Below are 13,081 nucleotides of genomic sequence, written 5' to 3' on the forward strand. Positions count from 1 at the left end.
CAGTAAGACTTTATTTCAAACCCACAAAAAATAGATTACCTGTACAATAAAAAGTATAGGTAATCTATTTTTTTTTGAGATTAATAAAAACCTAATTTATTTTTTGAATTCTTCCATCAATAATAGACTGAATTGGTTCTTTTGATTTTTTTATATAATCTACTAATGCTTCAAAATCAGTTGGTCCTGTTTCAGCATCTTTACCGTTTTTAAAAGATACAAATCCATCTCCACCTGAAGCTAGAAATGCGTTAGCAACGACGCTGTAAGTTTTAGAAGGAATAATTTCTTCTCCATTTGTTAAGCGAATACTTGTTACTTTTTCTCCATTAGGCTTGTTCGCATCCCAAGTGTATTGGATCCCTGAAATTTGAAGCATTCTTGTTATGTCTTTTTGCCATTGTTGATTTAAAATATCACGAATGTCTTGACCTGTTAAATTTACTTTTATTAATTGATTTCCGAATGGTTGAATACCATATATCTCTCCCCATGTAATATCACCAGCATCTAAGTCATTACGAATACCACCAGGATTCATAAGTGCAATTTGGGATTGCATTGTTGCACGCTGGGCATCAGCAACCAAATTTCCGAGAGTAGATTCACCAGCCGTATTGAGTTTGCGATCTAGTGGAGCAATAGACTTACCTACAACTTCATTAACAAGAGGTGCGATTTTTGCTTGATATTTCTCCATCTTCTTCTTTATTTTTTTATCAGGCTCCATGCCTTCATGGTAAGTTGTAACAATTTCTGCTTTTTTCTCAACAATATCTTGTGTCTTACGGTCAATCTTTACATCAACATCAGCAAAAGCCATACCATATGAATTTGCTTGTACGACAAGTTTATTATTAACAGTTCCATTTACATACGTGTGGCTATGCCCACCAAAAATAACATCGACTTCTGGATCAGTCTCATTTACTAATCGGACGATATCACCATTTGTTACGCCGTTCCCATCTGTTGTACCTCCGTTATGTGCAAGAACAACGATAGATTTAACGCCTAGTTTTTTTAATTGCTTTACGGATTTGTTAATAGCTTCAACTTCATCTGTAATTTCCACATTCTTTAGCATAGTAGGCATAACAAGGTTAGGAACATCCGTTGTTACAACTCCGATAAATCCAACAGGAACTCCTTGTACCTTTTTTATAGTGAATGGTGGTAAAAATAAACGACCGGTGGATTTATTATAGAAATTTGCAGCAACATATGGGAATTTTGCTCCTTTAAAATTCCCTGTTTTCTCATGATATCCACCATAAATAAGGCGGTTCATTTCCGCAACACCTTCATCAAATTCATGATTTCCTATCGTTCCAACATCGAATTTCAAATCATTTAGAAATTCAATTGTAGGTTCGTCTTGTAATAATGCTGAAACAGGAGTACTTGCTCCAACAACATCGCCAGCATGTACCTTTAATGTATTCGGATTTTGTTTTTCACGATCACGTAAATAAGCCCCTAAGTACTCAATTCCCCCTGCATCTTTATTGTTAATTTTTTTTACAGTGTCTAGTTGCCCATGAAAATCGTTAATACCGAGCATTTGCACATCTATGTAGCGGTTTGGTTCTGTACTCGCTTGGATTGAAGGCGCAGCAAATACACTAGTAAAAGTAACTGTACTTAATGCTAAAGCAACTGGAATGATTTTTTTCAACATAAAATTTCTCTCCCCTAATTAAAATCTGACATAATACGATGTTATTTTAATATATTAAGAGAATTATTTCCATAAAAATTCTACCAATTATAAAAATTAATAAGATTTTATTGTTTTCTGACAAGATATTTTTTCCTCAAAAAAATGTATATTTCTTTGTTTTGAGGAAGAAATATTATCTTGATAGTAATATAACAATACTTCTAAGAAATCTAAAAAACTCTAATCAATACATTTTAGCTGTTAAGAAGAATATTCAATCCAAAACTAATGGCGATTTATTAACCTAACATCTCAATATCAATATTTAAAAAGATGCTCCTGGATTTATCCAAGAGCATCTTTTATAAAGCTTTATTTTAACTTATTTATAATGTCTCAATTAACAATTATATAGTTGTAATCAGTCCTTTAAAAATGATAGGAGTGCTTCATTAAATTCTTTAGCATGCGTTGCATTGAGCCCATGTGGACCACCCTTTATTAATGCTACTTTAGAATTAGGAATTGCTTCATGTGTTAATTTCCCACTATATTCATATGGTACAGTTGCATCTGAATCACCATGAATGACAAGGGTAGGTATATTAATCTTGGCTAAATCGCTTCTGAAGTCTGTTTTGCTGAAAGCAGCGATACAATCTAATGTTCCTTTAGGTGATGCACCCGCAGCGATATCCCTATTGTAAAGTCGAAATGGTTCACTAACTAAGTCAGTTCGATCTCCAGCAGCAAAAAAACCTTTCGTAAACTCATCAAGGAATGCTATGCGATCACTTTTCACTCCATTTTCAAATCCTTGAATTGCTACATCATCTAATACACCCTCAGGATGATCTGCTGACTTGTAAAGGAATGGTGGTACAGCTCCGGCAAATACAGCCTTCTCTATTCTATGGGTTCCATATTTCCCAATATACCGGGCTACTTCGCCTCCCCCCATAGAAAAACCAACAAGTGTGACATTTTGAAGCTCTAAATGTTCTAATAGTTGATGTAAATCAGAAGTAAAGGTATCATATTCATACCCTTCCCACGGCTGAGATGATTTTCCAAAGCCTCGACGATCATATGTTATAACTCTGTATCCAGCCTCAACAAGAGCGGGAACTTGATATTCCCAAGATCGACCACTTAACGGCCAACCATGAATGAGTACAACTGGTTTTCCTATACCATGATCCTCATAATATATCTCAATTGGTGCTTGATTTTCGGTTCCTACAGTAATTTTTGCCATTCTCCTACCTCCTTTAATATGTATCCTTTTCTTCAATAATTCGGATGAATCTCATAAGCTATTCATGCACGTTTATGTTGTGAACTCTAAGTATGAAACTCTATTGTTCCAATGCATTTTTTCTCCGTTTGGAACAATCCCCCCTCTAATACCTTTTTCATCATAAAATAATTACTGAACATTACTCATATTCAATTGTAATAACAAAAATAGGTGACTATCAATATTGTTCTATCTATAGGATGTATAGGTAAAACCAATCTATTTTATAGTGAAAACAACTATAGTTACGACCTATACAAATTATAGATAATTTAGAATTGATTAATGAATCAGTTTTCAAATACTATAAATTTGTATAGCACTTCATGTTCTGTGAATGCTGCTATAACCAATATTATTGGTCAGCTTAGTTATAAACGAAGAAACTTATGATAGTATTCGACTATTTAAACTTTCTTCGATTACTTAATTTTTAGGAGGAATACATAATGACTGATCTCTATTCTCGTATTAACAAAGATGATGCTGTCGTGCTTTTAGTAGATCATCAAACTGGTCTTATGTCCGGACTAGTACGTGACTATGGTGTTGATGAATTCAAGAACAATGTTTTAGCTCTTGCTCATACTGCTAAGTTTTTTGATTTACCAGTTATTTTAACAACAAGTTTTGAAAACGGACCTAACGGACCTTTAATGCAAGAATTGGTTGATCTCTTTCCTCATGCACCAAAAATAGCTCGACCTGGACAAATTAACGCATGGGATAATGATGATTTTGTAAAAGCAATCGAAGAAACTGGAAAAAAGCAAATTATCATCGCCGGCGTAGTTACGGACGTTTGTGTTGCTTTCCCTGCACTTTCCGCTATAAAAGCTGGATATGAAGTATTTGCTGTTACTGATGCTTCAGGTACTTTCAATAAACAAGTTGCAGATGCTGCAAATACTCGTATGGCACATAGTGGTGTGCAACTTATGAACTGGTTTAGCGTAGCTTGCGAATTACAACGCGATTGGCGCAACGATGTCGAAGGTTTTGGCAATTTGCTTGCTAGCAATCTTCCAGGCTATCAAAATATAATTGGAAGCTATATGGGCGCACAGCGAGATCTTAGTAAACAAAATGCATAAATGTATTTCAAGGAAATAGCTTTAAATCACTTTTTAAAAAATGGATAGTATACATTTAGTGCTGATTAAATCAGCACTCTCTTTTTAATTAACAGAAAAAACATTATTTTCAATAATATTGATTTTAAACAATTAAAAAAGGAGCGTTTTATTATGAGTAATTTAGAATTGTTAAATCCGGAGAACAGTGCCTTAATTTTGATTGATTTTCAGCCTCAAATGACTTTTGGAGTTGCAAGTATTGATAGACAAACATTGATTAATAACGTTATGCTGCTTGCTAAATCAGCAAAAACTTTTAACGTACCTACTATTCTTACTACAGTTGAAACACGCAGCTTTTCTGGTTATTTTTGGCCGCAAATTCTTGACATATTCCCAAACCATGAAATTATAGAACGCAGTTCAATGAATTCTTGGGAAGATCCAAAATTTGTTGAAGCAGTTAAAGCAACAGGTAGAAAGAAATTAATATTTGCAGCACTTTGGACTGAAGTTTGCCTTGCATTCCCTGTGCTTGAAGCAATTAAAGCTGGCTATGAGGTGTATGCAGTTGATGATGCTTCAGGTGGTACTAGTTTGACAGCACATAACGCTGCTATGCGTCGTGTAGAACAAGCTGGTGCAATTCCAGTGACAGCAATTCAAGTTTTACTTGAATACCAACGTGATTGGGCACACAAAGACACTTATGATGCTGTAATGGAGATTGTAAAAGAACACACTGGCGCTTATGGTCAAGGTGTAGAATACGCATATACTATGGTTCACGGCGCGCTTCCAAGCAGAAAAATATGAAACTAGAAGGAGTAGCTGTCGAAGAGACTCATACAGAGAACACAATGGATGCTGCTAATCCAGTAACAACGATTGTTACATGGGAAATTCAACAGGGTAAAGAAAAACAGTTTGAAACATGGAGACATGAAATTGAGGCTGCGGCTACTAAATTCCCAGGACATTTAGGTGTAAATCTAATAGTCCCAAGTAACGAATCCAGAGAGTATACTGTTATTTTTCGCTTTGATACGTATGAGCATCTACGTGCTTGGCAAGAATCAGATGTTCGCCGGGATTTGTTAAAAACGGCCGAGCAATTTCAAGCCACTAATCCAACTTACAAAACTGAAAGCAGTTTGGCTTATTGGTTTGTTACTCCGAAAACGCCAGTTCCACCGCCAAAATGGAAAATGTCTATCGTTACCCTTTTGGGTGTATGGCCTCTTAGCATGTTAGTTCCTAAATTGATAGGACCTATTATAAAACATATGAATCCTATTATGTCAGCTTTTTTTGTTTCTGTATGTATAGTGTCCTTGCTATCATGGGTAGTCATGCCGATTTTCGGTAAATTATTTCATCCATGGTTACAAAATAATAGAAAGTAGACGAGGTGTGAACATGACTTTACCGGATATGATCTTATATAACGGAAAAATTACTACCCTTGACCCTTCTCAACCTGAGGTATCTGCTATCGCCATAACTGATGGTTTAGTCACTGCAGTAGGTGGAGATGAGCTTCTTAATAGTGCCACGGAAAAAACAAAGAAAATAGACCTTAAAAGAAAGAGAGCTATTCCAGGCCTGAATGACTCTCATATACACGTTATTCGTGGTGGTCTACATTATAATATGGAATTACGTTGGGAAGGCGTGCCATCACTTTTTATTGCTCTAGAAATGCTCAAAGAACAGGCAAGGCGTACACCTGCTCCTCAGTGGGTAAGAGTAGTTGGAGGTTGGTCTGAATTTCAATTTAAAGAGAGACGGTTGCCAACTTTGGAAGAAATTAATGCCGTTTCTGAACACACTCCTGTCTTTGTGCTACATCTTTACGATAGAGCACTTGTAAATCGTGCAGGGCTGCATGCACTGGGATATACGAAAGATACACCAGACCCTCCAGGCTGCTTAATTGAGCGGGATAAACGAGGTAATCCAACAGGCCTTTTAATTGCGAATCCTAACGCTTCTATTCTTTATTCAAGTTTGGGTAAAGCACCAGTACTTAATTTTGACGACCAGATTAACTCAACTCGCCATTTTATGCGCGAATTAAATAGATTAGGTATTACAAGTGCTATTGACGCAGGTGGTGGATTCCAAAATTATCCGGATGATTACAAAGTTGTTGAACATTTAGCCGAGAAGGAACAATTAACTTTGCGTATTGCTTATAATCTATTTACGCAAAATCCAAATCATGAATATGAAGACTTTGCTTCATGGGCAAAAATTGTTTCTCCAGGTCAAGGAAGTGATAAGTATAAAATGAATGGTGCCGGAGAGATGTTAGTATTCTCAGCAGCCGATTTTGAAAAATTTCAAATGCCACGGCCTGAACTAGCTACGATGATGGAAGCTGACTTAAAGAAAGTAATTTCTCTATTGGTGGAAAACCGTTGGCCCTTCCGTTTACATGCAACTTATGATGAGTCAATCACACGTTTCTTAAATGTATTTGAGGAAGTTAACAGTGAAATTCCTTTTAATGGTCTACGATGGTGGTTTGACCATGCAGAAACAATCTCAGATCGTAGTATGGAACGTGTTAAGGCTTTAAATGGCGGTATTGCCATCCAAGACCGCATGGCTTTTCAAGGTGAATACTTTGTTGATTTATACGGAAAGGAAGCTGCAAAGCGTACTCCTCCGATTTATCGTATGTTAGACCTTGGTATACCTGTTGGCGCCGGTAGTGATGCAACTAGGGTTTCCAGCTATAACCCTTGGGTTGCCCTTTACTGGATGGTTGCCGGAAAAACCATTGGTGGGCTTTCCATATACGATGAAAAAAATAAACTTGATAGAAAAGTAGCCCTGGAATTATATTCAAAAGGAAGTGCGTGGTTCTCTGATGATGAAGGTAAAAAGGGAACCCTGGCAGTAGGTCAGTTTGCTGATCTTGCTGTATTGTCTGCTGACTACTTTACTGTGCCAGAAGAAGAAATCAAAAACCTTGAATCATTACTCACCATTATGGGTGGGCAGGTTGTTTATGGAAATGATGAATTTAAAAATTTATCACCTGAATTGCCGCCAGCATCACCTGATTGGTCACCGACGGGCGTTTATGGTTATGGTGGTGCTAACCTAGCCAACACTATACTTTCCCACGATTCCCATGATAACAAGTTACATAGTTGCAGTAACCCTCTCCATCAACACACTCATACCGTAATAGGAAAAGATGGAACTACATGGGGTATCGGTTGTACTTGCTTTGCTTTCTAAGTCAAAACCACCGGTATAATGCCGGTGGTTTTCTTTCTGCAATAAGGGTATGTAGATTCGAAATAGCATTGTATATCCCTACATGGAATGTGTTACTATGCGATAAGACCGAAGAATTGATTGATTAACTTAACTTGTTTTTGATAGCCTTCTCTCCTTGCAAAGTCTGTCCTTTTTTCCTTAATTAAAAGTCAATGGTATCCCCCTCTTGATCGACTACACCACACATATAAATCCACTGCCCTTTGACTTTAATATAGATCTTAATTTTTCAATTGTTACACTAGAATCATTATTATTTCTATTACACTGATACTTTTTGCGAATCATTTAACTTCTGCATAAAGATACGTGCTGCAAAACTTAAAAATTTATCATCAAAGTGAATAAGATTAATATCTTGGCTTGGTGTTGGATCAGTAATACGAACTATGCTCAAAGTATCATTATTAACAAAGTTAACCAGTGAAAGAGGTATTATGGCAACCCCATGTCCATTGTATACAAGGCTCAATAGAGAAATAGAAGATTTTGTTTCTATATTTGCTTCAGATAAAGATAACCCTAAACTCTCACAATATATCTTAATAGATTCACGACAACTACATGAAACCATTATTCTACTCAGCCCTACTAATTCTCGAAAAGAAACAAATGATTTTTCATTCAAAGGATGATTTTTTGGAATTACAAGGACGAGCTCTTCACTATACAAAAGGGTGCTTGTTAATATGTCTGGAATTTGAGCACTACGTGTAATCCCGAAATCAATATTTTTGTCAACGATTTGATTTACAGCAACTTCGGATTCTATAATCTTTACTACAATGTTGGGATAATGTTGTTGAAACTTCATAATATAAGGTGTTAAATAAGTGAGATCCTCTAATAAACCTCCTATAGTAATCACACCTCTTTTTACACCCTTTAATTCAAAAATTTCATTATACACGTCATCAAATTGTTGCATGATAAATTTTCCTTTATCAAATAGCAGCTTACCCGCTTCTGTCATTTTGATACCTCTTCCAACTCGATGAAACAAGGGTGTATCAAGTTCCCCTTCTAAAACACGGATTTGTTGACTTAAAGTCGGCTGTGAAATACCTAGAACTTCCGCAGCTTTAGTGAAACTATTATTATTACAAACTTGAATAAAATACTCTAAATGACGTAATTCCATTCTTGATACCCACTCTCCGCTTTATGAAAGATTTATAATTTAAAGGACGATATGTATACGTTAACATAACAACTTTATTTCATGCTATACCAATTGAAATTACATGGTTTATTCATTTTGTATTATAATAAATTTACTACCATTTATTAATTTTTCCTCCTATTTATTTAAATTAGATTTAATTAGGACATTACTAATTCGAGATATATTTCTAAAAATTTATAGTTCGAGTGCATAATACCCTAATTTTTTCAACTTTTCGATTATCATTTTTTTCTCAATATAGTCCAAACCACCAAATATATGCCGAATCGCCTCTTTATGCTGAGGAAAAATACTATCCATTAACTGAATACCATCTGAAGTAATTGACGCATACGTGACACGGCGGTCTTTTGGACATGGTTTTCGTATTAAGAACCTCTTCTTTTCCAACTTATCCACTACATACGTGATACTACTACTTGCAAGTAATATTTTCCCTCCAATTTTTTGTATAGGCTGATCGCCTTTACTATATAGTAGCTCAAGCACTGCAAATTCAGTTGGATTAAGTCCATAACTTTTTATATCCTCTTCAATACGCTTAGTAATTGCCTGTGCTGCCCTTGATAATGTAACAAATAACTTTAAAGATAAGCTCTCATCATTAATCACACTCATAATTACCAATCCTTTACAAGTTATCTTGAATTCGAGATTTATTATATTATCGTCGAAATATTATGTCAATAATTCATTTTAGTTTTATTAAGCCCCTTATCATTTATTTCTCAACATAAGAAATATGGAATTAGAAGAAAAAATTGTTAATATATAAGTATCTCAATTACGTTATTTCTTTTAAAGAGAGCTTGTATTCTAACGCAAGTTCTCCTTTTTTATATTCTAAATTGAATCCGGACAAAGTTCACATATTGAGTCTGCCCATGTATATGCTATAGTTTTTAAACAAAGATTAGAGCCCTCCTACAAGAAGGAGAGCTCTAATCTTTCATATAAATATTCACAATTTTTATCATTGCGGGGACATCAAAACTTTAACTTGATAGGGATATGGCACTACCCCAATTAATAAATATTATTAACTATATATCTATCATATTTTTTATAAACAGGACTAATTAGATTTAAAAAAAGATTTCTTTTTCTTTACTCGTAATAAATCACCTGTCCACCCTTTGAATCGCATATACATATACATACCTACCGTTGTGAAAATAATAAATAAGAGAGCGATTAAATAGCTATATTTCCATTCTAGTTCAGGCATGTATTTAAAATTCATTCCCCATAATGCTCCTAAAGCTGTCAAAGGCGTACTCACAGCAGTTAATACAGTAAGAGCTTTCATAATTTCATTCCCACGATGAGAAGAAACAACTTCTTGTAAATGAATCATCGTGTCTAATTCTTCTTGGTACTCTTTAACAAGTTGTAATCCACGCTCTAATTTTACGTGTGTTTGTTTATAACAAAGGGTGTTTGTTAAGTTTTCTAACCAAGCTTCCTCCAAGCCTTGTAACACTTCCTGTATTAAGCGAAACACATGTGTGTTCATAAATAATTCATGACGAATATGATAAATTCTTTCTAAAACTGCTATGTTATTATGATGATAAAAATCCCATAATACATTTCTGAAATTGTTTTCAAAATAGTCAACCTTTCGTAAATAGTGAGATATAAATATTGATAAGATAGCACATACTCCTTCAGCGGAACTATTACAATTTTTTATACCCATAGGGAAATTATGTATTAATTTTTGGAAATCCTCTTCCTCTTTTTCCTGAACTGTTATCAGTATTCCATGAGCTACGAAATAATGAAGAAATTTTTGAATTTTGGCGTCCTTTTTATCTTGATCATATAAAAACGAACCATATACACAAGTTTGACTTGGTGATAACGTATAAACATATAATCCATTTTCACAAGGAGAACTTATTTTCTTTACAAATTGAGAGAAATAAGATGTTACATCACGAGGGATTATAGAAGAAAGTTTTTCAAGCTCACTAGTTTTCACATGATACCAACTCCATTTCGTCATTTTTATGCATTCCATATTATTCTTCCTTTCTAAATAGTTTTATGTTTGATCGAATCATATCCGTAATACGAAATTTGTATGTAGGTATTCATGTCTTGGAGGAAAAGTTTTTAAATCATCTAAATTACAAAATAAATGACATAGGAGGTCTTATTCTTTTAAAAGGAAGACCCCCTATATATTAGTTATTTTTATTTTCAATTTTAAACATTTCCTCTATACAAGCACTTTTTATCTTTTCTTATAAAGAATTTATTATATGTGGAAAAGAAGCTACATAATTTGGCACGTCTATTCAATGAACTCCATTTCAGTCGTTATTATAATTTGGATTCATATGCAGATTGATTGGTGATGTCCTCAAATACTTGACTTCCAATAATATAGTATCCATGAAGCGCGGCCTCTTTTGAAGCGTCTACCATACGGAAAGAAGCAATTTCACCTTGCATTTTTTCAATTCGTTTTTTGTGGATATCTACTATTCCTCCGGTCCAAATAATAGTATCATACTGGTCTAACTTAAATTGTTCTTGTAATACACGCATGACGTCTTGGAAGTGTGCATCCAACTCTTTTTGAATTAAAATATCCACCTGACTTGTCTCATAATTTTCGTCTCGATCTCCATATCCTTTTTCTAATATTTTTGGCATGTCGTTAATATGCAATTGATTACTTTCACCCGCATGATTCTGCAGGATATTCTTAATATTTTTCAAAGGCTTGCTACATCCTAGTTCCGTCTCATAATGATTTAAAATGAGATTCTGTTTCATATCTGCCATTTCTAATGTACGAAATCCACCATCAATAATTAAGATGCGATCTTGTTCCTGAATAATTCCCTCTTTTAAGAAATAGGCATGTAAAGCGACTGGTTGCTGAAGAATCAAAGCATTTTCCACCGTAATATTAATAAATTTCCCATCAATTTGCACGGAAGTTTCTTTTTTTAGTGCATGTTGTAATTGCTCGTGCTGACTACCAAAACAAGTGACTGGAAGCCCGGTAACAACTAAAGGTAACACGACATTTTCTTTATAATCCTTTGCAATGCAACCAAATATTTGTTGTTTAAAACGTTCGCTTTCATAATAATTTTCTATTTCTTCATTAAATGGAGGAAGCAATGAAGCGTCAGATTGATGTGCTTCATTTCCCATGTAGTATGCAAAGTCTAAGTCTATAAAACTCACCTTTGTTAAATCTTCACTGTCAGTATGATTAGGTACAGGGGCTAGTGTGGAAGCTTCACTCTTAATCGTCATCTCAGAATCTACATCCTGTCGATATGCCCGCTTGGTAAAGCCAATTCCTACATCAATTGCATACAGAGATTTCATACTTTTTTCCTCACTTTCTCTTTTAAAAATTAAATCTAGGCACTCTCTTCTTTCTCTTCTTTCCCTTCTTTCACATATTTCTTTTCATTTTCCGTTTTTTCTCCGTCTAGGTTCCTACTATTTTCATTTATTTCGTAATCCTTTTCATCTTTTTTCTTTTTGTTACTTTCGTTTTCTGTTAAGTCTTTAATGGTAGAAATGACAACTGGTGTGGCTGTAAGCAATTGTGGTAATGTTTGTTTTGCAACATTAGCTGCAGTTGCAGAGAATTGTTTACTTGTCTCAGTTACCTTCTCCAATGTTTCCTTTATGTTTCCTTCTTGTAGTTTTTCTTTTACGCTTTTTCCTTTTGTTTGTATAGCTTTCCGATTTTCTTTTTTTAATAGGGAGACGATGACTCCGGTCGTAATCCCAATCACAGCATATTTAAATATTGTATGTTTCATTTTTCTCACCCTTCTCTACTTTTATTTTCTTCAATGCTACAACTTAAAATAATTACCTTACCTATTGCAATCTATTAGAGAGAATGATAGGTTTGCGACTTCCTATCACTCGCCATTGGTGTTTCAGCTGTTACTAGGAGTAAAATCCTCCCTTGATCTAGCTTTTCTTCATATAAGTTAGCTTCCTCCTTCGACAATCCCATTTCTTCCATTTGATTTCGAAGTTCGTCCCCTTTTTTGGAGAAAAAGTTGATAATACTTGTTCCCAATCCTTGTTCTTTTACTCCAATCGTATTTGTGTTTGTATCATCCGCAATCTTTTTTGTTAGATGTTTTTCATGTGTTAAGACATACATGTCATCTTGGTGAATCCCTTGCAATTCTAGCTCTTTTACTTTCATAACTACTTCCTGTTCATTTTCATATTCATGAACCACCGGTTTTCTTTCATTCTTGTGCATTGTATTTTTCCTCCTTTAAATTTTTTATTTTTTTATTTAGTTGTTATGTAATATGTAATACACCTATTTTAAAGATGTTAAACCTAAATTTTCAAAAAATTTCATAAAATAAGTTATAAATGTTTTTGAATATCACAGCGATGTCACGAGAAGTTTGCTTTGATAAAAGTGCTACAAATAACGATTTGTTTGGAAGGCAAGCCCATTGTTTTATAGAAAATTTCTATTTAGAAAAAGTTACAAAAGGAGTACAAGATATTTTTTTCGTTAATTAAATCCTAGGAAAATAAAAAAG

Annotated in this window: 13 protein-coding genes; 5 read left to right on the forward strand and 8 right to left on the reverse strand. The window is 34.4% G+C overall.

Features of this window, described 5'->3' with window-relative positions; all coding sequences use genetic code 11:
* Positions 1-91: 91 nt before the first annotated feature.
* Together BCG9842_RS15360 and BCG9842_RS15365 are read right to left on the reverse strand one after the other, a co-directional pair.
* Positions 92-1,681, reverse strand: a complete 1,590-nt coding sequence (locus tag BCG9842_RS15360) for a bifunctional metallophosphatase/5'-nucleotidase (RefSeq protein ID WP_000913772.1) — start codon at positions 1,679-1,681, stop codon at positions 92-94.
* A 403-nt stretch (positions 1,682-2,084) separates the two neighbouring features.
* Positions 2,085-2,921 carry an alpha/beta fold hydrolase gene (locus BCG9842_RS15365; RefSeq protein ID WP_001074304.1) on the reverse strand — a complete coding sequence of 279 codons (837 nt, stop codon included), beginning with the start codon at positions 2,919-2,921 and terminating at the stop codon, positions 2,085-2,087.
* A gap of 491 nt (positions 2,922-3,412) precedes the next feature.
* Between BCG9842_RS15365 and ycaC the strand changes: the two genes are divergently transcribed.
* The 4 genes from ycaC to BCG9842_RS15385 all read left to right on the forward strand — a co-directional run bounded on the left by ycaC (position 3,413) and on the right by BCG9842_RS15385 (position 7,294).
* Positions 3,413-4,057: an isochorismate family cysteine hydrolase YcaC gene (ycaC, locus tag BCG9842_RS15370; protein ID WP_000131212.1), complete on the forward strand. Its 645-nt coding sequence runs from the start codon at positions 3,413-3,415 to the stop codon at positions 4,055-4,057.
* 153 nt (positions 4,058-4,210) lie between these two features.
* A complete protein-coding gene (locus BCG9842_RS15375) occupies positions 4,211-4,855 on the forward strand; it encodes a hydrolase (RefSeq protein ID WP_000067162.1) in 645 nt (214 codons plus the stop codon).
* Positions 4,852-5,445 (forward strand): antibiotic biosynthesis monooxygenase, encoded by a 594-nt coding sequence (locus BCG9842_RS15380; protein WP_000763041.1) that lies wholly within the window; start codon positions 4,852-4,854, stop codon positions 5,443-5,445. The genes BCG9842_RS15375 and BCG9842_RS15380 overlap by 4 nt, the downstream gene beginning before the upstream one ends.
* Positions 5,446-5,458: 13 nt before the next feature.
* On the forward strand, positions 5,459-7,294 hold the full coding sequence (locus tag BCG9842_RS15385) for an amidohydrolase (protein WP_000174494.1): 1,836 nt from the start codon (positions 5,459-5,461) through the stop codon (positions 7,292-7,294).
* A gap of 304 nt (positions 7,295-7,598) precedes the next feature.
* Here the strand turns inward: BCG9842_RS15385 and BCG9842_RS15390 are convergent, their stop codons facing one another.
* The 6 genes from BCG9842_RS15390 to BCG9842_RS15415 form a co-directional block, all read right to left on the reverse strand.
* The gene (locus BCG9842_RS15390) at positions 7,599-8,477 is read right to left on the reverse strand and encodes a LysR family transcriptional regulator (protein WP_000423185.1); all 879 of its coding nucleotides are present in this window, start codon (positions 8,475-8,477) and stop codon (positions 7,599-7,601) included.
* A gap of 219 nt (positions 8,478-8,696) precedes the next feature.
* A complete protein-coding gene (locus BCG9842_RS15395; RefSeq protein ID WP_000111431.1) occupies positions 8,697-9,140 on the reverse strand; it encodes a MarR family winged helix-turn-helix transcriptional regulator in 444 nt (147 codons plus the stop codon).
* A gap of 457 nt (positions 9,141-9,597) precedes the next feature.
* A complete protein-coding gene (locus BCG9842_RS15400) occupies positions 9,598-10,548 on the reverse strand; it encodes a magnesium transporter CorA family protein (protein ID WP_000388934.1) in 951 nt (316 codons plus the stop codon).
* A 305-nt stretch (positions 10,549-10,853) separates the two neighbouring features.
* On the reverse strand, positions 10,854-11,879 hold the full coding sequence (locus tag BCG9842_RS15405) for a ParM/StbA family protein (RefSeq protein ID WP_000839446.1): 1,026 nt from the start codon (positions 11,877-11,879) through the stop codon (positions 10,854-10,856).
* A gap of 35 nt (positions 11,880-11,914) precedes the next feature.
* Positions 11,915-12,325 (reverse strand): hypothetical protein, encoded by a 411-nt coding sequence (locus BCG9842_RS15410; RefSeq protein WP_000683212.1) that lies wholly within the window; start codon positions 12,323-12,325, stop codon positions 11,915-11,917.
* 74 nt (positions 12,326-12,399) lie between these two features.
* Positions 12,400-12,786, reverse strand: a complete 387-nt coding sequence (locus BCG9842_RS15415; RefSeq protein ID WP_000549431.1) for a general stress protein — start codon at positions 12,784-12,786, stop codon at positions 12,400-12,402.
* A 119-nt stretch (positions 12,787-12,905) separates the two neighbouring features.
* Between BCG9842_RS15415 and BCG9842_RS31655 the strand changes: the two genes are divergently transcribed.
* Complete coding sequence (locus BCG9842_RS31655) at positions 12,906-13,061, forward strand: acyl dehydratase (protein ID WP_074789697.1); 156 nt, start codon at positions 12,906-12,908, stop codon at positions 13,059-13,061.
* Positions 13,062-13,081 lie beyond the last annotated feature (20 nt).

It is taken from the genome of Bacillus cereus G9842 (assembly GCF_000021305.1).
Classification (GTDB): Bacteria; Bacillota; Bacilli; order Bacillales; family Bacillaceae_G; genus Bacillus_A; species Bacillus_A thuringiensis_S.

Coding starts and splice junctions, on each gene's coding strand:
- BCG9842_RS15360 (WP_000913772.1), bottom strand. CDS start 1,681: ATGTTGAAAAAAATCATTCCAGTTGCTTTAGCATTAAGTACAGTTACT.
- BCG9842_RS15365 (WP_001074304.1), bottom strand. CDS start 2,921: ATGGCAAAAATTACTGTAGGAACCGAAAATCAAGCACCAATTGAGATA.
- ycaC (WP_000131212.1), top strand. CDS start 3,413: ATGACTGATCTCTATTCTCGTATTAACAAAGATGATGCTGTCGTGCTT.
- BCG9842_RS15375 (WP_000067162.1), top strand. CDS start 4,211: ATGAGTAATTTAGAATTGTTAAATCCGGAGAACAGTGCCTTAATTTTG.
- BCG9842_RS15380 (WP_000763041.1), top strand. CDS start 4,852: ATGAAACTAGAAGGAGTAGCTGTCGAAGAGACTCATACAGAGAACACA.
- BCG9842_RS15385 (WP_000174494.1), top strand. CDS start 5,459: ATGACTTTACCGGATATGATCTTATATAACGGAAAAATTACTACCCTT.
- BCG9842_RS15390 (WP_000423185.1), bottom strand. CDS start 8,477: ATGGAATTACGTCATTTAGAGTATTTTATTCAAGTTTGTAATAATAAT.
- BCG9842_RS15395 (WP_000111431.1), bottom strand. CDS start 9,140: ATGAGTGTGATTAATGATGAGAGCTTATCTTTAAAGTTATTTGTTACA.
- BCG9842_RS15400 (WP_000388934.1), bottom strand. CDS start 10,548: ATGGAATGCATAAAAATGACGAAATGGAGTTGGTATCATGTGAAAACT.
- BCG9842_RS15405 (WP_000839446.1), bottom strand. CDS start 11,879: ATGAAATCTCTGTATGCAATTGATGTAGGAATTGGCTTTACCAAGCGG.
- BCG9842_RS15410 (WP_000683212.1), bottom strand. CDS start 12,325: ATGAAACATACAATATTTAAATATGCTGTGATTGGGATTACGACCGGA.
- BCG9842_RS15415 (WP_000549431.1), bottom strand. CDS start 12,786: ATGCACAAGAATGAAAGAAAACCGGTGGTTCATGAATATGAAAATGAA.
- BCG9842_RS31655 (WP_074789697.1), top strand. CDS start 12,906: ATGTTTTTGAATATCACAGCGATGTCACGAGAAGTTTGCTTTGATAAA.